The sequence below is a fragment of the Pseudomonas sp. 4CAES_32.4 genome (genome assembly GCF_058136335.1).
This window is the reverse complement of record NZ_CM176882.1, coordinates 5,902,016-5,920,662: the sequence shown is the minus strand read 5'-3', so window position 1 is coordinate 5,920,662 and position 18,647 is coordinate 5,902,016. Positions and strand designations below refer to the sequence as shown.

Genomic DNA, 18,647 nt, shown 5'->3' with positions numbered 1-18,647 from the left:
AGTCAACCCGAACGGCCTGCCGAAGTCAAGCGAGGGCTTTTTTGCCCTAAAAAAGCGCTGCAAGGGCATTTATGGGGCACTTTGGGGCGCTTTTTGGTCTCTGGGACGCTTGCCACCCGCAGGCTTGAGCAGGCCGTGTTGTATTTTTTACGGGGGTGTTGTGTAAAAAAATGAACAAGGCTAAGCTCGGATCAAACCCATAACAGCAATAATACCGGGGTGCTTCATGTCTCGCCTGCCGTTAATCGGCATCACCGACTGCTCGCAACAGTCCGGTCTGCATGCTTATCACATCAGTGGCGACAAATCCGTCCGTAGCGCAGCCTGCATGGCGCGCAGCCTGTCGACGAAGTTCTCGTCAGCAGCAGGCAAAACGGCAGCGTCCGATATTCTGGACGTACAGCAAAGCATCCTGTTTATGGCGTCCCCTTCCAATATAGATCTCTTTCACTCCCAAAGCCTGTGCCGTCTTTCAAGCCGTGCTCACGATTCTGCACGCTTTAACTGTGCACAGGAAATGCAACGCCAGCGTAAAGGGCAGGTAAGCTCCTCTTTCATTGTCTATGCGCGGTGCCCGGCGTAAGCCCGCACTGCGCACAAGCAAGCCCCCTTTAACGCGACGCGCAAGCGTCAAACTTTGCCTGACATCATGTCAGGAGACTCAGCCCAGAGGCATTTATGAGTACCAACCTCGACCAGCTCACCGATTGGTTGAAAGACCACAAGATCACAGAAGTCGAATGCATGATCGCCGACTTGACCGGGATCACCCGTGGCAAGATTTCGCCGACCAACAAGTTCATCGCCGAAAAAGGCATGCGTCTGCCCGAGAGCGTTCTATTGCAGACCGTGACCGGCGACTACGTCGAAGACGACATCTATTACGAACTGCTCGACCCGGCCGACATCGACATGATCTGCCGTCCCGACCAGAACGCCGTGTACATGGTGCCGTGGGCCATCGAGCCGACTGCGCAGGTGATCCACGATACCTACGACAAGCAAGGCAACCCGATCGAGCTGTCGCCGCGCAACGTCCTCAAGAAAGTCCTCAAGCTCTATGCCGACAAAGGCTGGCAGCCGATCGTGGCGCCGGAAATGGAGTTCTACCTGACCAAGCGCAGCGACGATCCTGACTATCCGTTGCAGCCGCCAATCGGCCGCTCGGGCCGTCCGGAAATCGGTCGTCAGTCGTTCTCCATTGAAGCAGCGAACGAATTCGATCCGCTGTTCGAAGACGTCTACGACTGGTGCGAACTGCAAGAGCTGGATCTCGACACGCTGATCCACGAAGACGGCACGGCGCAGATGGAAATCAACTTCCGTCACGGCGACGCGCTGTCGCTGGCCGACCAGATTCTGGTGTTCAAACGCACCATGCGCGAAGCCGCGCTCAAGCACGATGTCGCCGCGACCTTTATGGCCAAGCCGATGACGGGCGAGCCGGGCAGTGCGATGCACTTGCACCAGAGCATCATCGACATCGAAACCGGCAAGAACGTCTTCTCCAACGAAGACGGGACCATGAGCCAGTTGTTCCTGCACCACATTGGTGGTCTGCAGAAACTGATCCCTGAATTACTGCCGTTGTTCGCGCCGAACGTCAACTCGTTCCGCCGCTTCCTGCCGGACACCTCGGCACCGGTGAACGTCGAGTGGGGCGAAGAAAACCGCACCGTCGGCCTGCGCGTACCGGATGCCGGCCCGCAGAACCGCCGCGTGGAAAACCGCCTGCCGGGCGCTGACGCCAACCCGTATCTGGCGATTGCCGCGAGCCTGCTCTGCGGTTACATCGGCATGGTCGAGGGGTTGAACCCGAGCGCGCCGGTGGTGGGCCGTGGTTATGAGCGCCGCAACCTGCGCCTGCCGTTGACCATCGAAGATGCGCTGGAACGTATGGAAAACAGCGCGACCATCGAGAAGTACCTTGGCAAAACCTTCATCACTGGCTACGTCGCGGTAAAACGGGCCGAGCATGAAAACTTCAAGCGCGTGATCAGTTCCTGGGAGCGTGAGTACCTGCTCTTCGCCGTCTGATACGCCAGGCGCGGCCCTGAAAAGCCGCGCCTTCACCGATAACAAGGAGAATTGGCATGACCAGCAACAACCCGCAAACCCGCGAGTGGCAAGCACTCAGCAATGATCACCACCTGGCGCCGTTCAGCGACTTCAAACAGCTGAAAGAGAAAGGCCCGCGGATCATCACCAACGCCAAGGGCGTTTACCTGTGGGACAGCGAAGGCAACAAGATTCTCGACGGCATGGCCGGTCTGTGGTGCGTGGCCATCGGTTACGGTCGCGATGAGCTGGCCGATGCGGCCGCCAAACAGATGCGCGAACTGCCGTACTACAACCTGTTCTTCCAGACCGCGCACCCGCCGGCGCTGGAACTGGCCAAGTCGATCGCTGACGTGGCGCCAGAGGGCATGAACCACGTGTTCTTCACCGGTTCCGGCTCCGAAGGCAACGACACCATGCTGCGCATGGTTCGCCACTACTGGGCGATCAAGGGCCAGCCGAACAAGAAAGTCATTATCAGCCGCAAGAACGGTTATCACGGTTCGACCGTGGCCGGCGCGAGCCTCGGTGGCATGACGTATATGCACGAACAAGGCGACTTGCCGATCCCGGGCATCGTGCACATCGCGCAGCCGTACTGGTTCGCTGAAGGCGGCGACATGTCCCAGGAAGAATTCGGCATCTGGGCGGCCAATCAGCTGGAAGAGAAGATTCTCGAAGTCGGCGTCGACAATGTCGGTGCCTTTATTGCCGAGCCGATCCAGGGCGCCGGCGGCGTGATCATTCCGCCAGACAGCTACTGGCCGCGCATCAAGGAAATCCTCGCCAAGTACGACATCCTCTTCGTCGCGGACGAAGTGATCTGCGGTTTCGGCCGTACCGGTGAGTGGTTCGGTAGCGATTTCTACGACCTCAAGCCCGACATGATGACCATCGCCAAAGGCCTGACCTCCGGCTACATCCCGATGGGTGGCCTGATCGTTCGCGACACCGTGGTTGCGGTGCTCAACGAGGGTGGCGATTTCAACCACGGCTTCACCTACTCCGGTCACCCGGTGGCGGCAGCGGTGGGCCTGGAAAACATCCGCATTCTGCGCGATGAAAAAATTATCGAGAACGCGCACAACGAAACGGCACCGTATTTGCAGAAACGTCTGCGGGAACTGAACGATCACCCGTTGGTGGGTGAAGTTCGCGGGGTCGGTCTGCTGGGTGCAATCGAACTGGTGCAGGACAAGGCCACTCGCAAGCGTTACGAAGGCAAGGGCGTGGGCATGATCTGCCGGCAGTTCTGCTTCGATAACGGCCTGATCATGCGCGCTGTGGGCGACACTATGATCATCGCGCCGCCGCTGGTTATCAGCAAAGCGGAGATCGATGAACTGGTTACAAAGGCACGTAAATGCCTGGACCTGACCCTCAGTGTGTTGCAGGGCTAAGTGCTAGGCTTTGAGCGGGGGAGCCGTGGCGCTCTCGCTCAAAGCTGTCAAAAGGCTGGTCTTTTCTTGAAAGACCGCCTCGGATCTTGCCAGACTAGCCGCGGTTCCAGTTGTCCGGGTTCGGCCGCTGAACAAAGTGGTTCAAAAAAGAAAAATTTGGAGCATTAACGCATGAAGGCATTAGGCAAAAAGCTCGCTGGCAAGACTCTGCTCGCCATGTCCCTGATGGGAATCATGGCGGCTGCGGCTCAGGCGGACGACAAGGTGTTGCACGTCTACAACTGGTCCGACTATATCGCCCCGGACACCATCAAGAAGTTTGAGGACGAGTCGGGCATCAAGGTCGTCTACGACGTTTTCGACAGCAACGAAACCCTCGAAGCCAAACTGCTCGCAGGCAAGTCCGGCTACGACATCGTCGTCCCGTCGAACAACTTCCTCGCCAAGCAGATCAAGGCCGGTGTTTACCAGACACTGGACAAGTCCAAGCTGCCTAACTGGAAGAACCTCAACACCGATTTGCTCAAAGCCGTGTCGGTCAGCGACCCGGGCAACGAACACGCTTTCCCGTACATGTGGGGCTCGATCGGCATCGGCTTCAACGCCGAGAAGGTCAAGGCTGCACTGGGCGCCGACGCGCCTGTCGATTCGTGGGATCTGATCTTCAAGCCGGAAAACGCGGCCAAGCTGAAATCCTGCGGCATCAGCCTTCTTGATTCGCCAACCGAGATGATTCCGGTGGCGCTGCACTACCTGGGCCTGCCAACCGACAGCCAGAAGAAAGAAGACATCGACAAGGCTGAAGCGCTGATCATGAAGGTCCGTCCTTCGATCGCCTACTTCCACTCGTCCAAGTACATCTCCGACCTCGCCAACGGCAACATCTGTGTGGCCGTGGGTTACTCGGGCGACATCTACCAGGCCAAGTCCCGCGCGGCTGAAGCCGGTGACAAGGTGAAAGTCAGCTACAACATTCCGAAAGAAGGTGCCGGCAGCTTCTACGACATGGTCGCCATCCCTAAAGATGCCGAAAACGTCGAAGGTGCCTACAAGTTCATGACCTTCCTGCAGAAGCCGGAAATCATGGCGGAAATCACCAACGCCGTGCGCTTCCCGAACGGTAACGCCGCTGCAACCCCACTGGTTGATAAAGACATCACCAGCGATCCGGGCGTTTACCCACCGGCTGATGTGCTGGCCAAGCTGTACGCGATTGCCGACTTGCCGGCCGCGACTCAGCGGATCATGACCCGCAGCTGGACCAAGATCAAATCGGGCAAATAAGCCGGTTTGAAGTTACAGCCGCTGGCCGTCATTTCCCGTAAGGGCGGCCAGCGGATCAATTAAATGACAGGAAGTTTTGCAGGAACGGTTTTTCGAGGGTAAGTTGCGCGCCGGTTTTGTTGCCGGGCAGCCATGGCTGTCATGCAGCGCGGGGCAACTTGGGCCCACCTAATTTAGAGGACCTCCACTTGCCTATTTTTTCTTCTTTGCGCAAAGCCCTGCTGGCCACTGCCGGCCTGACGATCGCTGTCGGAGCCCAGGCCGCCGGTACGGTGCATATTTATAACTGGTCCGATTACATCGGCGAGACCACCCTGGCCGACTTCCAGAAAGCCACCGGGATCAAGCCGGTCTACGACGTGTTCGACTCCAACGAAACCCTGGAAGGCAAGCTGCTGGCCGGGCGCACCGGTTACGACGTGGTCGTGCCGTCGAACCACTTCCTCGGCAAACAGATCAAGGCGGGCGCGTTCCAGAAGCTCGACCGCTCGCAGCTGCCGAACTATGCCAATCTCGACCCGGCGCTGCTCAAGCGTCTGGAGCAGAACGATCCGGGCAACCTGTACGCCGTGCCGTACCTGTGGGGCACCAACGGCATCGGTTACAACGTCGATAAAGTGAAGGCCGTTTTGGGTGTCGACAAGATCGATTCGTGGGGCGTGCTGTTTGAGCCCGAGAACATCAAGAAGCTGCAAAGCTGCGGCGTGGCGTTCCTCGATTCGGCGGATGAAATGATGCCGACCGTGCTCAACTATCTGGGCCTGAATGCCAACAGCACCAATCCGAAGGACTACGAAAAAGCCACCGACAAGTTGCTCGCGGTGCGTCCTTACGTGACCTACTTCCATTCCTCGAAATACATCGGTGATCTGGCCAACGGCGACATCTGTGTGGCCATCGGTTTCTCCGGCGATATTTTCCAGGCGAAGAACCGCGCAGCCGAAGCCAAGAAGGGCGTGAACATCGCCTACTCGGTGCCGAAAGAGGGCGGCGCCCTGTGGTTCGATATGCTGGCGATTCCGAAGGATTCGTCGAACGTGAAGCAGGCGCACGCCTTCATCAATTATCTGCTGAAACCTGAGGTGATCGCCCAGGTCAGTGATTACGTCGGTTATGCCAACCCCAACCCGGGTTCGGACAAGCTGATGGAACAATCCATCCGTACCGATGAGTCGGTGTATCCACCGCAGGCCGTTATCGACAAGGCCTACGTATCGACCGAGTTGCCACCGAACATTCAGCGCCTGATGACCCGCAGCTGGACCAAGGTCAAGTCGGGGATGTAAGGCAACCACTATCCTGGGTTCGCCTTGCGGGGCGAACTGCACTGTTTTTTTCTGGGAGTTTCGTAAATGGCAGTTGCCTCCGGCGCCTATAAGAAAGCCCTCGAGGGCGACCAGACACCGAAACAGGTGTTGGTCAAAATCGACCGGGTCACGAAGAAGTTCGACGAGACGATTGCCGTGGACGATGTGTCCCTGGAAATCAAAAAGGGCGAGATCTTCGCCCTGCTCGGCGGTTCGGGATCGGGCAAATCCACCCTGCTGCGGATGCTGGCAGGGTTCGAACGGCCCACGGAGGGGCGCATTTTCCTCGACGGCGTCGACATCACCGATATGCCGCCGTACGAGCGACCGATCAACATGATGTTCCAGTCGTACGCCTTGTTCCCGCACATGACCGTGGCGCAGAACATCGCCTTCGGCCTCAAGCAGGACAAGATTCCGGCGGCTGAAGTCGACGCCCGCGTGGCCGAAATGCTCAAGCTCGTGCAGATGAGCCAGTACGCCAAGCGCAAGCCGCATCAACTGTCCGGCGGTCAGCGTCAGCGTGTCGCGCTGGCTCGCTCGCTGGCCAAGCGACCGAAGCTGTTGCTGCTCGACGAACCGATGGGTGCGCTCGACAAGAAACTGCGTTCGCAGATGCAGCTTGAGCTGGTCGAGATCATCGAGCGCGTCGGTGTGACCTGCGTGATGGTGACGCACGACCAGGAAGAGGCCATGACCATGGCCGAGCGCATCGCGATCATGCACCTGGGCTGGATCGCGCAGATCGGCAGCCCGATCGACATTTACGAAACCCCGACCAGCCGCCTGGTCTGCGAATTCATCGGCAACGTCAACATCTTCGAAGGCGAAGTGATCGACGATGCCGAAGGCCACGCGACCATCACCTGCAAAGACCTCGACCGGCAGATCTATGTGGGCCACGGCATCAGCACCTCGGTGCAGGACAAATCGGTCACCTACGCGATCCGTCCGGAGAAGCTGCTGGTCACCGCCGATCAACCGACCTGCGAGTACAACTGGTCGAGCGGCAAGGTGCATGACATCGCCTACCTCGGCGGTCACTCGGTGTTCTACGTCGAATTGCCGAGCGGCAAACTGGTGCAGTCGTTCGTCGCCAACGCCGAGCGCCGTGGCGCGCGTCCGACCTGGGGCGATCAGGTTTACGTGTGGTGGGAAGACGACAGCGGCGTGGTACTTCGCTCATGAACATGCGCAAGTTCAAACGCCGTATCAACCGAATAATCCCCAATGGCCGGCAGTTGGTCATCGGGGTCCCGTTCATCTGGCTGTTCCTGTTCTTCATGCTGCCGTTCTTCATCGTCCTGAAGATCAGCTTCGCCGAAGCCGATGTGGCCATTCCGCCGTACACCGAGATCTACACGTACGCCGAGCAGAAGTTGCAACTGCTGCTGAATCTGGGCAACTACGCGATGCTGGCGGGCGACGAGTTGTACATCGCCGCTTACCTCGGCTCGCTGAAGATGGCGCTGATCAGCACCATCCTCTGCCTGCTGATCGGCTATCCGATGGCCTACGCCATCGCCACCGCCCGCAAAGAGATGCAAACGGTGCTGGTGCTGCTGATCATGATGCCGACCTGGACCGCGATCCTGATCCGCGTCTACGCGTGGATGGGCATTCTCAGCAACAACGGTCTGCTCAACGGTTTCCTGATGAGCATGGGCTTCATCGACGAGCCGCTGCAGATCCTCAACACCAACCTCGCGGTGTACATCGGCGTCGTCTACTCGTACTTGCCGTTCATGATCCTGCCGCTGTACGCCAACCTGGTGAAGCACGATCAAAGCTTGCTGGAAGCCGCTTCTGACCTTGGTTCAAGCACCTTCAACAGCTTCTGGAAAATCACCATTCCGCTGTCCAAGAACGGGATCATTGCCGGCTGCATGCTGGTGTTTATCCCGGTGGTGGGCGAGTTCGTGATCCCGGAACTGCTCGGTGGTCCGGAAACCCTGATGATCGGTAAAGTGCTCTGGCAAGAGTTCTTCAACAATCGTGACTGGCCGGTAGCGTCCGCGCTGGCGGTGGTGATGCTGGCGATCCTGATTGTGCCGATCATTCTGTTCAACCGCAGTCAGGCCAAAGAAATGGAGGGCAAAGAATGAAGCGCATCCGTTTCTCCAGCCTGATGCTGGTCATCGGTCTGTTGTTCATCTACCTGCCGATGCTGATCCTGGTGATCTACTCGTTCAACGCCTCGAAACTGGTGACGGTGTGGGGCGGCTGGTCGATCAAGTGGTATGTCGGCCTGCTCGACAATACGCAACTGATGGGCTCGGTGTTGCGCTCGCTGGAAATCGCCTGCTACACCGCGGTTGCTGCGGTGGCGCTGGGCACGCTGGCAGCGTTCGTGCTGACCCGTATCACCCGCTTCAAGGGCCGTACGCTGTTCGGCGGCTTGGTAACGGCGCCGTTGGTGATGCCGGAAGTGATCACCGGTCTGTCGCTGTTGCTGCTGTTCGTGGCCATGGCGCAGATGATCGGCTGGCCGCAGGAGCGCGGCATCGTCACCATCTGGATCGCTCACACGACGTTCTGTGCGGCGTATGTGGCGGTAGTGGTGTCGGCGCGTCTGCGTGAGCTGGACCTGTCGATCGAAGAAGCGGCAATGGACCTCGGTGCGCGGCCGTGGAAGGTGTTCTTCCTGATCACCATCCCGATGATCGCGCCATCGCTGGCGGCGGGCGGCATGATGTCGTTCGCGCTGTCGCTGGATGACCTGGTGTTGGCCAGCTTCGTGTCCGGTCCGGGTTCGACGACCCTGCCAATGGAAGTGTTCTCGGCGGTGCGTCTGGGCGTGAAACCCGAGATCAACGCCGTGGCGAGTCTGATTCTGCTGGCGGTGTCGATCGTGACCTTCATGGTCTGGTTCTTCAGCCGCCGTGCCGAAGAAGCCCGCAAGAAAGCCATCCAGCAGGCCATCGAAGAAAGCGCAGCCGATTCGTGGAAACAGCCGGACGTGCGTCGGGCGCCTGCGCCGGAAGCGGCGTAATCGATAGATGGGGCTGATCACAATTTTGTGGTTAACCCCTTTACCTGTGGGAGCGGGCTTGCCCGCGATAGCGACAGTCGACTCAACATTGGTTGGTTTTGACGAAGTTGGTTTTGACGACGCCATCGCTGGCAAGCCAGCTCCCACAGGTTTTTCTGCCGGTCAGGAAGTCCACGGAGATTGGCGGATGACCTCAACAAAGTTCATCGGCTTGAACCCCGGCTCCTGATCCACCAGCACATCGGTCTTCACGTTGCCAAACGTGGTCTGCGGGCGATGCCGCAAGCCGTCGGCGAACGCGCAGATGATGCACTCCTTGAAACCTTCCCCACGCGGATGCGCATGCACCACCGCCTCACGCTGCACAGTGCTGAACGCGGCGTAATCCATCCCCAGTACGTCCATTTCCACGCCAGCGGTCACCAGCGCCACGGTTGGCCGCAGATGCTTCGGCACGCCGGGCGTCGTGTGCAGGGCAATCGACAGCCAGACCTGTTCGATATCGTCATCGCTCAACCCGTACGGCTTGAGAAACGCTGCCGCCGCGTTGGCGCCGTCCACTTCGAAACGCTCGTCAGCGCTGCGATGACCTTCGACCAGACCGAGGTCGTGGAACATCGCGCCGACGTAGAGCAACTCTGGATCGTAGGCCAGTTGCTGGCGTTCACCGCTCAATGCGCCGAACAGGAATACCCGGCGCGAATGGTGATAGAGCAGATCGGACTCGATGTCACGGATGTACTCGGTGGTGGCCCGGGCGAGGGCGCTATCGGGGATTTCGATGCCGGCGATGGTGCTGCTCATAACGGTTTCCTCGTCGAAAACGCCGTCGTGGCGCTGATGGGGAAAGTCTGTTCCCGGCGCTGAAAACGAACAATCGGCGCATGGCTGCGATCCTTGCCAATTGACCTGCAAATCGTGCCAACTCCGCTCAGAGACCACAAAGGAGCCTCGAAGCCATGACCAAAACCGTCGCCATCGTCGTATTCGCCGGCGTGCAGTCGCTGGATGTCAGCGGCCCGATGGATGTGTTCGCCGAGGCCAATCGCTTTCTGGCGCCCGAGGATCACTATCGACTTGAGGTGATTGGTGTCGAGCACGGCCCGATGGCCTGTTCCAATGGACTGAACTTGAATGCCCACCGGCATTTCAGTGAAGCCCTCGACGCCTATGACTTGCTGCTGGTCGCCGGTGGTCCGCAATTGCCATTCATGAATTTCGGCAGCGCATTCGATACCTGGCTGCGCGGGGCTTGCGCTCGCGCCCAGCGCTTTGGTTCGATCTGCAACGGCGCATTCATGCTCGCGCGTGCCGGATTGCTGGAGGGGCGCACCGTCACCACGCACTGGAACGATGCCGAGGCGTTGGTGCAGTTGTGTCCATCGACGCAGGTGGACGCTGATCGGTTGTACGTCGAGGACGGCACGCTGTACACCTCGGCCGGGGTCACGGCGGGGATCGATCTGTCGTTGTACCTGCTGGCGCGTGATCACGGCGCTGAGGTGGCGTTGAGCGTGGCCAAGCGCTTGGTAGTGTTTACTCAGCGCTCCGGTGGTCAGTCGCAGTTCAGCCCGTTCCTCACGCCGCACGCGGAGCCGACGTCGGCGGTGGCGATGGTGCAGTTGTATGTGCTGGCCAATCTCACTGGCGATCTGACGATTGCCGATCTGGCCAATGCGGCGAACATGAGTGCGCGTAATTTCTCGCGGGTGTTTGCCCGGGAAGCCAAAGTCACGCCGGCGGAGTTCGTCGAGCGGGCGCGGGTGGATGCGGCGCGGGTCATGCTGGAAAGCACCAGTGCGCCGTTGAAGACCGTGGCGTATCAGTGCGGGTTTCGCGATGCGCAGCATATGCGCGGGGTGTTTAACCGAAGGCTAGGCGTGACGCCGCAGCAGTTTCGGCTGAATTTTGCGGTGCTGCTCTGAAGCCTTTTGGTGGCTTTCAGGGCCTCATCGCTGGCAAGCCAGCTCCCATAGGTTTCTCTGGTGTTCACATGATTTGTGATCGACACAAAACCCTGTGGGAGCTGGCTCGCCAGCGATGAGGCCAGTCCAATCAGCGCAAAACTACTGCGCAGCCCGCATCGGCAACAGCTTCAACGTACCGTGCGTATTCGCCGTCACCTCTTCCTCGCTGAAATGCGCCTGCACATACATCCCGTCGACATAAGCTTCAGCTTGATCGTCATAGTGGCTATCAAACGGCACACCACTCTGCCCGACCGGGTTGATCGTCAGCCCATGCGCCGGGTCAGCAAAATCCACCAGGCGTCGCGTCGACGGCCCATACGTCACCGGCCACGGCGCCGGGCCGATCTTCGCTGAAAGATTGTTCGGCACTTCATGACTGCCGGGTGCCGCAAACGGCCCGACATTGAAAATCCGCTCCAGCGGTTTCTGCTGCCCCAACGGATGGCCATGGGTCAGCGTGTGCGCCGCGCCCCATTTCCACTCGGCAGGGTTGTCACCGAGAGTCAGCTTCAAGTGCTGCATGCTCGCTGCCCACGCCGCGCGCACGACATCGGCGCGAGTCTCTTTGGCCGGCGTGTTGCGGTTATCCCACCACGGTGAATCGGCGTTCGCCGCCAGCCGTGGCAGCGCTGAGTCGATCACCCGCGTCGACAGCAAGGTGTCGAAGAAATCATTGCCCAACTCGTCTCGCATCGCCGCATCGGCGAGGTCGTAGAGGAACTGGTTGAACACCGTCGCACTGACCGAATCCAGCGGATAGTCGCCCGGCCACTGCGCCAGTTGCTCGACCAGTTTTAGCTGTGCCGGATCGCTGACCACCTCGCGCAATACCGGCAGCAATGGCCCCAGCAAGCGCGGGCCATGATCGGTGGCGGTGCCCAATTGCAGTTTCTGGTTGGCCTCGTTGGTCCACTTCACGCTCTTGTCGCTGAGCTGGCGATTGAGTTGCTGCCCACGATCGGCGAGGTTGTAGTAACCGGGAATCTCCATGCCGGTCGGTGACAGCGGTTGGAAGTTGGCCGAGACGATGTAACCGCGCGCCGGATTCTCTTCCTGCGGGTTGGCGCTGAACGGGTAGAAGCCGTCCTTGTCCGCTTGATTGCTGCTGCCGTCGAGGATGAATTCCGGTCTGACCCCGGCCGGGCGCTTGGGCAGCAACGCCGAGGCCCACCAGGCGATATCACCCTTGGCGTTGGCATAAACCAGATTCAGCCCCGGCGCCTGCACCTTGGCCGCTGCGGCCCGGGCCTTGGTCAGGGTGTCGGCGCGGTTGAGCTGGTAGAAACCCTCGAGGATCGGGTTCGGCGTTTCAAGAAAGGCCCACCACATCGCAATCGGGGTTTTCCCGGCAGCAGTGCCCAGCGCATCGTTGACGATCGGGCCGTGGGGCGACTGGCGCAGGGTCAGGGTCACCGGCGTCTGGCCCTTCACGTTGATCTGCTGTTCGGTGACGAGCATGTCGGTCCATTGGCTGCGATACCAGACCTGATTCGGGTTGTCCGGGTTGACCTTCTCGGCGATCAGATCCAGATCGTCGTTCTGGAACATGGTCAGGCTCCAGCCGAAATCGAGGTTGTGACCGAGAAACGCAAACGGCACCAGCGCCTGATGATGGCCATACAACTCGAAGCCCGGCGCCGACAGTTGCGCTTCGTACCACACCGACGGCACCGAGAAACGAATGTGCGGGTCACCGGCCAGCAGCGGTTTGCCGCTCTGACTGCGGCTGCCGGCAATGACCCAGGCATTGCTCCCTTCAAACTGCGGCAGGCCGTTGTCGATCAGCGCCTGTTCGCTGAGGTGGGCGAGGGCATTGAGGTCTTTCCAGTCGCCAGCGGCAAGCGCTGGCGCCTGCTTGGCGTGACCGTTGACCAGCACCCCTTTGGGCTGCCAGTCGAGGTCGAAGACGTTGAGGTAATCGGCGCCGAGTTGATCGCGCACATAGGTCAACAGCGGTTCAGTGCGAAACGCCGCCGCAAAGCTGTAAGCCATGTAACCGGCGACGCTGATGCTGTCTTCGGCAGTGAACGGCCGTTTGGGGATGCCCAGCACGTCGAACTCGATCGGCGCAGCGTGGGTGTCCTGATATTGGTTGATGCCATCCAGATAGGCTTGCAGGGCCTTCCACGACGGTGACTGTTTATCGAGGCTGGCGACATAACTGGCGGCGCGCTCGCGGATGCGCAGGCTGCGGAACAGTTTGTCGGTGTCGAGCAGCTTCGGCCCGAGTACTTCAGCCAATTCGCCACGGGCAAGACGGCGCATGGCTTCCATCTGGAACAGGCGATCCTGGGCGTGCACGTAGCCGAGTGCGCGATAGAGGTCGGTTTCGTTTTCGGCACGAATGTGCGGCACGCCGCGTTCGTCATAGCGTACGGTCACCGAACCTTGCAGGTTGCGCAGCTCGACCTGGCCCTGGCGCGTCGGTTGTTTGCTGTAGACATACCAGCCAACCCCGGCGAGCAGAACAACGATGAGCAAGGCGAGAACGGTGAACACGCGCTTCATGGTGACTCCTTGTGCATGCGGGATTGCCGCCCGTCGGGCTGCAAACAATTAGCACAGACCGTTGGGCCGGTGCAGCGCTGTCCTTGAAAAGTCCGGAATGCCTTACTTCGTTTCCACCGGCCACGGGCAATAACAGCCGACCGCCAGGGTGTGCGTGGCGTTGACCGGGCGATCGTCCGTCAGGGCGTTGAGAATCGGTTCGATGAAGCTGTTGCTGGAGTTGCAGGTCAGGCCTTCGCTGTACGGGCCGAAGTAGGCCAGTTTGCCACTGCGATCCCAGATCGCCACGGCCGGGCTGGCGGGAACTTGTTCGGAGCCGGGCAATACGGTGATGGTTTTCAGGCTGCTGAGGGTCGCGGGCAACTGGCCGTGGCTGCCGGTTTTCTGCACCGCGAAAAACTCGACACCCTTGGCGCTGAACTGCTCGACCATCTCGGTCAGGTGCTGTTGATTGCCGACGTTGCACGGGCAGGCGGGGTCCCAGAAGTGCACGAGACGAATCGGCCCGGGCCCGGCGAGATCGTCCGGCAGGCGCAGTGGATCGCCGGAAAACACCGCCGTGTGTTCGCTGAACGCGCGCAGGTAACGCCCCTGAAACCAGTCGTACGCCGCCCACAGCACCCCGGCGCAGATCAGCGCGAGCAGGCTGGCAAACAGTGCGGTACGGTAGGGCGAACGCATGGTTTTCGATCCCGAAAAGGTGGGCTAGCTTGCCATGTCTGCCACGACAGATGAATATCGCAGGCCGATAAAGTCTGTTTACCGTTTTGGAATTCCTGCATGCCTGCCATTTTCGACCCCGATCAGATCCGCGCCAGCCTCAAGCCTTTGGCCGAGTGGCAGCCGTTGTCGGACGAGGCCAAGGCGTATCAGCGTTTTTACCAGACCGATTTTCCCGAGCGTGATGTCTGGCGTGGCATGGGCCGTTTCGAGGTCGATGGCTACGAACTGGTCAGCCATTGCTGGTGGCCGGAGAAGGTCAAGGCCACGTTGTTTCTGCTGCACGGCTATTACGATCACACCGGGCTCTATCGGCATGTGATCGAGTGGGCGCTGGATCAGGATTTTGCCGTTATCGCCTGCGATTTGCCGGGGCATGGTCTGTCGAGCGGGCCGCGTGCGAGCATTCGCGACTTCTCGGAATATCAGGACGTCCTGCAAGCCTTGTTCGCCGAGGCGCAATCGATCGCGCTGCCGCAGCCGTGGCACTTGTTTGGACAGAGCACCGGCGGCGCGATTGTCGTCGATCATTTGCTCAACCACGCGCAAAACAGCCCGGCGCAGGGGCAGGTGATTTTGCTCGCGCCGCTGGTGCGGCCACGGGCGTGGGGCTGGTCGCAACTGAGTTATTACCTGCTCAGGCCTTTTGTACGAGGTGTCGCGCGACGGTTCAGTGAGAATTCCAACGATCCGGATTTCCTACCGTTTCTGCAGACCGATCCGTTACAGCCGCGACGCTTGCCGACGAAATGGGTCGGGGCATTGTCGCGCTGGATCATCCGCGTCGAGCATGCGAAAAAAAGTCCGCGACGGCCACTGATCATTCAGGGGCAGGCGGACATGACGGTGGACTGGCAGCACAATCTGCAGGTGTTGAAATGGAAGTTCGATCGACCGCAGATTCTGCTGCTGGCCGAGGCGCGGCATCATCTGGCGAATGAGACGGTGGAGATGCGCGAGGAGTATTTCGAGTTTCTGAGCAAGCGGATCAGGGGCCGGAATCTCTAGCGTTGGTGAGGGCCCTATCGCTGGCAAGCCAGCTCCCACAGGGTTAAGTGTCGATCACGAATATTGTGAACACCCAAGAAAACTGTGGGAGCTGGCTTGCCAGCGATGGCGGCCTATCAGGCTCTGAAGATCACTGCCCGACCGCCAACCCAGCCCGAATCGCCGCCAGCGCCGCCTGGTAATAAGCCTTGCCCTCAGCCGATTCGGCAAACGTCGCAAACTCTTCCAGCTCTTCATCCGACAAATCACGATAAACGTAGAGCAACGTGTTGTTCATGTCCGCGCCAATCTGATCCATCAAGCGCTGGCGCTGACCATTCAACATGCCTTGGGCCTGACCACCGCCGAGCAGTCCCGGAATCATCGAACTCAAACTGTCCGCCGCCACACCGGCAATCGCCAGGCTGACTTCGGCGCCGGCTTCACGGGCCGGCAAGGCCTGAGCGAGGTGGCCGATGATCAGCAGACGGCTGTCGCTGACCTGCATTTTCGGCAGACCCTTGGCGTTTTTCGCCAGTTGATCACGACGGGTTGCGAGCAATTCAGCGGCGACGATTTTCTTGCCCAATGGCGATTGAAAGAAGATCAGCGCCGGTTTCGGATCGGCGAGGGTTTGCCGCAGTTGGGCTTCGGCGCGTTGATCCACGGCCTGTGGGGCGAAGCGCTGGTTGCTGTTGTTCACCAGCGCCTGAAAGACTGCTGGCGGCAGGCTGTTCTGATAGCGCTGCTGCGCGGCGCTCAAGGCATCGTTGAAATGCGCGCGTTGTTCTGGCCAGCCGGCGACCTTGTACAGCTGATCGTGGCCGTCCGCCCAGGCGGGCAAAACACAGAACATCAACAGTGAAAAAAGCAAACGGCGCATAGGGACTCCTGTCAGCAGCGGACTATTCTCCGTGCGGTGCCGGTACTTGTCGAGAATTCGTAGCAAGCCGCCGCGTGGCTCTGTCGGATTTTTCGCCGGCGGCATACTATGCGCGCCATGCAAATATCCTCTGAACACCCACTGCTGTTACGCATTGTCGACGACCTGGCCGAGCACGGCTGGTCGCAGCAGAACATATTCCTGCCCGCCGGTTTGACCCGCGAGCTGGCCGCCGAGTGCCGTAAACGTGAGGCCGAAGGTGAACTGGCGCCAGCGGCAGTGGGGCGTGGGCCGTTTTCAGAGATCCGCGAGGGCATTCGTGGCGACCACATCCAGTGGATTGATCCGGGCCAGGCCGAGGCCAGCGATCGTTATCTGAACCTGATGGAGAGCCTGCGCGAGGCGCTCAATCGTGGTCTGTTCCTTGGTCTTGAAGACTTCGAATGCCATTTCGCCCTGTACCCGCCCGGCGCATTTTATCGCCGACACGTCGACCGCTTTCGCGACGATGACAAGCGCATGGTCTCGGTGGTGGTCTACCTCAATGGCGCGTGGCTGCCGGAGGACGGCGGTCAGTTGCGCATGTACCTGAACGATGAACGCGTGCATGACGTGCAGCCTGCTGGCGGTTGTCTGGTGGTGTTTCTCTCCGGCGAAGTGCCGCATGAAGTGCTGCCGGCGAATCGTGAACGCCTGTCGCTGACCGGTTGGTTCCGTCGACGTGGCAACGAGCCGTTCTGAGATGAACAGGATTCTGGTCAGCCGCTGCCTGTTGGGTCATCGCGTGCGTTACGACGGTGGCGCGAGCGGGCCGTTTGATCTGCTTGAACAGTGGATTGCCGAGGGACGGGTGGTGCCGTTGTGTCCCGAGGTCGCTGGGGGATTGCCGACGCCACGGGCGGCGGCGGAGATTCCGGGCGGGCAGGGGGCTGAGGTGTTGGATGGCATTGCTGCGGTGATTACCACCGAGGGCGAGGATGTCAGTGCGCAGTTTCTGGATGGTGCACGGCAGGCGCTGGCTCTCGTGCAAAAGTACGGGATTCGGGTGGCTGTACTGAAAGCCAATAGTCCTTCCTGCGGGAATTTACTGACGTATGACGGGACGTTCAGCGGTGTGAAGGTCTCCGGCGAAGGCGTCACCGCTGCGCTGCTGAAGCGCCATGGTGTGCAGGTTTTCAGCGAACTGGAACTGCCGCAAGCCGCAGAAGCCCTAGCCCAACTCGATTAGCCATTCACCACAAAATACTGTGGGAGCTGGCTTGCCAGCGATGGCATTAGATCAGCCACCACGAGTGTGGACTGATCCACCGCTATCGCTGGCAAGCCAGCTCCCACAGGTTTTGTGTTCACTTCGGATTTTCGGTTGCCTGCGCGGTGAGCCACTTCTCGGACAACGCCGCCAGGCGCCCATCCGCCTTGATCCGCTGCATCGCGCTCGCAAGGCTGGCCTGAAACGCGGGATTACCCTTCTGAAACGGGATCGCCAATTCCACCGGCGCACTGGCCTTTGGCTTGGCCTCAGTCAACGTTTGCACCAGGACCATCGGCTGCGGCTGTTCATCTTTCTTCGCCAGCAACTGCGAATCGACCTTGCCATAAGGCGCGCTGAAGTCGAAACGATCCTTGAGTTCGGGTGTCAGTGCTATGTGATTGAGCGCGACGTCGTACTTGCCGCTTTCGACGCCCTGGAGCAAGTCAGCCTCGTCTGTGACGATGAAGTCGGCGCGAACATCCAGCTCGTTGGCCAACAGTTGTCCAAGCTCAACCTCGAACCCCGTGAGTTTGTCGCCGTCATCCTTGTAATTGAAGGGCGGTGTATTAGCCTCAAGGGCTATGCGCAGCTCGCCACGGTCGTTGACGTCATCAATCAGTTCGGCGTGAGCCAAAGGGCTCAAAAGGGGTAGCAGACAGATCAGGCCAGGCAAAAAGCGCATGGTCACTCCTTTGAAATCATTAACGCGATGCTCTGAGTCAGGCTCGCTTTGCTATGGTTGTCGAGTGCCTTCGACAACGAATGGTCATGAAGTTGTCATGACCGTGCGGATTTTACGGAAAAACTGGAGAAGAAAATGAAAAGCTTTATGTCACGTGCAGCGTTGGCGGGTGTACTGATGGGTGTTTCGGTGCTGGCCAGTGCGGCGACACCGGCGCCAAAGGGTGCTGAAGTGTTCATCGTTTCTCCCGAGGACGGGGCCACGGTTTCGCAAACCTTCACCGTCAAGTTCGGGACCAAGGACGTAGCACTGGCACCGGCCGGTGACGTCACCAAGAACACCGGTCACCACCATTTGCTGATCGACGTCGACAAGATGCCAGCCGCTGGCGCGCCGATTCCGAATGACGCCAACCACATGCACTTCGGCAAGGCGCAGACCCAGGCTGACATCAAGCTTGCCCCGGGCAAACACACCTTGCAGCTGGAACTTGGCGACAGCGGCCATATGCCGTTCGACCCACCAATCGTCTCGAAGAAAATCACCGTCAACGTCGAATAAAAAAAGGGAGCCCTTTCGGGGGCTCCCTTTTTTTATCAGCGGC

General features: G+C 59.7%; 18 protein-coding genes. 13 read left to right on the top strand and 5 right to left on the bottom strand.

Translation table 11 applies throughout. The features are described 5' to 3' along the window. Nucleotides 1–226 precede the first annotated feature (226 nt). From AC3Y64_RS26755 to AC3Y64_RS26720, 8 genes are all read left to right on the top strand, one after another. Nucleotides 227–583 carry a gamma-glutamyl-gamma-aminobutyrate hydrolase family protein gene (locus AC3Y64_RS26755; protein ID WP_489985796.1) on the top strand — a complete coding sequence of 119 codons (357 nt, stop codon included), beginning with the start codon at nt 227–229 and terminating at the stop codon, nt 581–583. Between the two features lie 95 nt (nt 584–678). Then, nucleotides 679–2,037 carry a glutamine synthetase family protein gene (locus AC3Y64_RS26750; protein ID WP_126367462.1) on the top strand — a complete coding sequence of 453 codons (1,359 nt, stop codon included), beginning with the start codon at nt 679–681 and terminating at the stop codon, nt 2,035–2,037. 56 nt (nt 2,038–2,093) lie between these two features. Next, nucleotides 2,094–3,458 carry an aspartate aminotransferase family protein gene (locus AC3Y64_RS26745; protein ID WP_489985795.1) on the top strand — a complete coding sequence of 455 codons (1,365 nt, stop codon included), beginning with the start codon at nt 2,094–2,096 and terminating at the stop codon, nt 3,456–3,458. A gap of 171 nt (nt 3,459–3,629) precedes the next feature. After that, on the top strand, nt 3,630–4,742 hold the full coding sequence (locus AC3Y64_RS26740; RefSeq protein ID WP_053124834.1) for a polyamine ABC transporter substrate-binding protein: 1,113 nt from the start codon (nt 3,630–3,632) through the stop codon (nt 4,740–4,742). Nucleotides 4,743–4,930: 188 nt separating this feature from the next. Next, nucleotides 4,931–6,028: a polyamine ABC transporter substrate-binding protein gene (locus AC3Y64_RS26735; protein WP_158961068.1), complete on the top strand. Its 1,098-nt coding sequence runs from the start codon at nt 4,931–4,933 to the stop codon at nt 6,026–6,028. Nucleotides 6,029–6,094: 66 nt separating this feature from the next. Further along, the gene (locus AC3Y64_RS26730; RefSeq protein WP_007913856.1) at nt 6,095–7,237 is read left to right on the top strand and encodes an ABC transporter ATP-binding protein; all 1,143 of its coding nucleotides are present in this window, start codon (nt 6,095–6,097) and stop codon (nt 7,235–7,237) included. Nucleotides 7,238–7,272: 35 nt separating this feature from the next. Beyond that, complete coding sequence (locus tag AC3Y64_RS26725) at nt 7,273–8,154, top strand: ABC transporter permease subunit (RefSeq protein WP_177430974.1); 882 nt, start codon at nt 7,273–7,275, stop codon at nt 8,152–8,154. After that, nucleotides 8,151–9,041 carry an ABC transporter permease subunit gene (locus tag AC3Y64_RS26720; RefSeq protein ID WP_034151963.1) on the top strand — a complete coding sequence of 297 codons (891 nt, stop codon included), beginning with the start codon at nt 8,151–8,153 and terminating at the stop codon, nt 9,039–9,041. Before AC3Y64_RS26725 ends, AC3Y64_RS26720 begins: the two co-directional genes overlap by 4 nt. A gap of 162 nt (nt 9,042–9,203) precedes the next feature. Here the strand turns inward: AC3Y64_RS26720 and AC3Y64_RS26715 are convergent, their stop codons facing one another. Beyond that, nucleotides 9,204–9,845 (bottom strand): HD domain-containing protein, encoded by a 642-nt coding sequence (locus tag AC3Y64_RS26715; protein ID WP_489985794.1) that lies wholly within the window; start codon nt 9,843–9,845, stop codon nt 9,204–9,206. A 155-nt stretch (nt 9,846–10,000) separates the two neighbouring features. Here AC3Y64_RS26715 and AC3Y64_RS26710 point away from each other — a divergent pair, with 155 nt between their 5' ends. Then, the gene (locus AC3Y64_RS26710) at nt 10,001–10,966 is read left to right on the top strand and encodes a GlxA family transcriptional regulator (RefSeq protein ID WP_489985793.1); all 966 of its coding nucleotides are present in this window, start codon (nt 10,001–10,003) and stop codon (nt 10,964–10,966) included. 141 nt (nt 10,967–11,107) lie between these two features. On the opposite strand, the gene AC3Y64_RS26705 is transcribed toward AC3Y64_RS26710, so the two are convergent. Both AC3Y64_RS26705 and AC3Y64_RS26700 read right to left on the bottom strand, forming a co-directional pair. Then, nucleotides 11,108–13,519, bottom strand: a complete 2,412-nt coding sequence (locus AC3Y64_RS26705) for a penicillin acylase family protein (protein WP_489985792.1) — start codon at nt 13,517–13,519, stop codon at nt 11,108–11,110. 102 nt (nt 13,520–13,621) lie between these two features. Beyond that, nucleotides 13,622–14,200: a DUF6436 domain-containing protein gene (locus tag AC3Y64_RS26700; RefSeq protein ID WP_122594623.1), complete on the bottom strand. Its 579-nt coding sequence runs from the start codon at nt 14,198–14,200 to the stop codon at nt 13,622–13,624. A 99-nt stretch (nt 14,201–14,299) separates the two neighbouring features. On the opposite strand from AC3Y64_RS26700, the gene bipL reads away from it, so the two are divergent. Next, nucleotides 14,300–15,247 carry a phospholipase BipL gene (gene bipL / locus AC3Y64_RS26695; RefSeq protein WP_489985791.1) on the top strand — a complete coding sequence of 316 codons (948 nt, stop codon included), beginning with the start codon at nt 14,300–14,302 and terminating at the stop codon, nt 15,245–15,247. A 130-nt stretch (nt 15,248–15,377) separates the two neighbouring features. Here bipL and AC3Y64_RS26690 read toward each other — a convergent pair whose 3' ends face one another. Then, on the bottom strand, nt 15,378–16,109 hold the full coding sequence (locus AC3Y64_RS26690) for a DUF2059 domain-containing protein (protein WP_489985790.1): 732 nt from the start codon (nt 16,107–16,109) through the stop codon (nt 15,378–15,380). Nucleotides 16,110–16,217: 108 nt separating this feature from the next. Here AC3Y64_RS26690 and AC3Y64_RS26685 point away from each other — a divergent pair, with 108 nt between their 5' ends. Both AC3Y64_RS26685 and AC3Y64_RS26680 read left to right on the top strand, forming a co-directional pair. Further along, the gene (locus AC3Y64_RS26685; protein ID WP_489985789.1) at nt 16,218–16,850 is read left to right on the top strand and encodes a 2OG-Fe(II) oxygenase; all 633 of its coding nucleotides are present in this window, start codon (nt 16,218–16,220) and stop codon (nt 16,848–16,850) included. A gap of 1 nt (nt 16,851) precedes the next feature. Then, nucleotides 16,852–17,337, top strand: coding sequence for a 2-thiouracil desulfurase family protein (locus AC3Y64_RS26680; RefSeq protein WP_489985788.1), 486 nt, complete (start codon nt 16,852–16,854; stop codon nt 17,335–17,337). Between the two features lie 118 nt (nt 17,338–17,455). On the opposite strand, the gene AC3Y64_RS26675 is transcribed toward AC3Y64_RS26680, so the two are convergent. Next, nucleotides 17,456–18,043, bottom strand: a complete 588-nt coding sequence (locus AC3Y64_RS26675; protein ID WP_489985787.1) for a transporter substrate-binding domain-containing protein — start codon at nt 18,041–18,043, stop codon at nt 17,456–17,458. Nucleotides 18,044–18,178: 135 nt separating this feature from the next. Here AC3Y64_RS26675 and AC3Y64_RS26670 point away from each other — a divergent pair, with 135 nt between their 5' ends. Next, nucleotides 18,179–18,604 (top strand): DUF4399 domain-containing protein, encoded by a 426-nt coding sequence (locus AC3Y64_RS26670; protein ID WP_122594629.1) that lies wholly within the window; start codon nt 18,179–18,181, stop codon nt 18,602–18,604. Nucleotides 18,605–18,647: the final 43 nt, after the last annotated feature.

What these genes read in the sequence shown, in the direction of transcription:
- AC3Y64_RS26755 (WP_489985796.1), top strand. Translation starts at nt 227, where the DNA reads ATGTCTCGCCTGCCGTTAATCGGCATCACCGACTGCTCGCAACAGTCC.
- AC3Y64_RS26750 (WP_126367462.1), top strand. Translation starts at nt 679, where the DNA reads ATGAGTACCAACCTCGACCAGCTCACCGATTGGTTGAAAGACCACAAG.
- AC3Y64_RS26745 (WP_489985795.1), top strand. Translation starts at nt 2,094, where the DNA reads ATGACCAGCAACAACCCGCAAACCCGCGAGTGGCAAGCACTCAGCAAT.
- AC3Y64_RS26740 (WP_053124834.1), top strand. Translation starts at nt 3,630, where the DNA reads ATGAAGGCATTAGGCAAAAAGCTCGCTGGCAAGACTCTGCTCGCCATG.
- AC3Y64_RS26730 (WP_007913856.1), top strand. Translation starts at nt 6,095, where the DNA reads ATGGCAGTTGCCTCCGGCGCCTATAAGAAAGCCCTCGAGGGCGACCAG.
- AC3Y64_RS26720 (WP_034151963.1), top strand. Translation starts at nt 8,151, where the DNA reads ATGAAGCGCATCCGTTTCTCCAGCCTGATGCTGGTCATCGGTCTGTTG.
- AC3Y64_RS26715 (WP_489985794.1), bottom strand. Translation starts at nt 9,845, where the DNA reads ATGAGCAGCACCATCGCCGGCATCGAAATCCCCGATAGCGCCCTCGCC.
- AC3Y64_RS26710 (WP_489985793.1), top strand. Translation starts at nt 10,001, where the DNA reads ATGACCAAAACCGTCGCCATCGTCGTATTCGCCGGCGTGCAGTCGCTG.
- AC3Y64_RS26705 (WP_489985792.1), bottom strand. Translation starts at nt 13,519, where the DNA reads ATGAAGCGCGTGTTCACCGTTCTCGCCTTGCTCATCGTTGTTCTGCTC.
- AC3Y64_RS26700 (WP_122594623.1), bottom strand. Translation starts at nt 14,200, where the DNA reads ATGCGTTCGCCCTACCGTACCGCACTGTTTGCCAGCCTGCTCGCGCTG.
- bipL (WP_489985791.1), top strand. Translation starts at nt 14,300, where the DNA reads ATGCCTGCCATTTTCGACCCCGATCAGATCCGCGCCAGCCTCAAGCCT.
- AC3Y64_RS26690 (WP_489985790.1), bottom strand. Translation starts at nt 16,109, where the DNA reads ATGCGCCGTTTGCTTTTTTCACTGTTGATGTTCTGTGTTTTGCCCGCC.
- AC3Y64_RS26685 (WP_489985789.1), top strand. Translation starts at nt 16,218, where the DNA reads ATGCGCGCCATGCAAATATCCTCTGAACACCCACTGCTGTTACGCATT.
- AC3Y64_RS26680 (WP_489985788.1), top strand. Translation starts at nt 16,852, where the DNA reads ATGAACAGGATTCTGGTCAGCCGCTGCCTGTTGGGTCATCGCGTGCGT.
- AC3Y64_RS26675 (WP_489985787.1), bottom strand. Translation starts at nt 18,043, where the DNA reads ATGCGCTTTTTGCCTGGCCTGATCTGTCTGCTACCCCTTTTGAGCCCT.
- AC3Y64_RS26670 (WP_122594629.1), top strand. Translation starts at nt 18,179, where the DNA reads ATGAAAAGCTTTATGTCACGTGCAGCGTTGGCGGGTGTACTGATGGGT.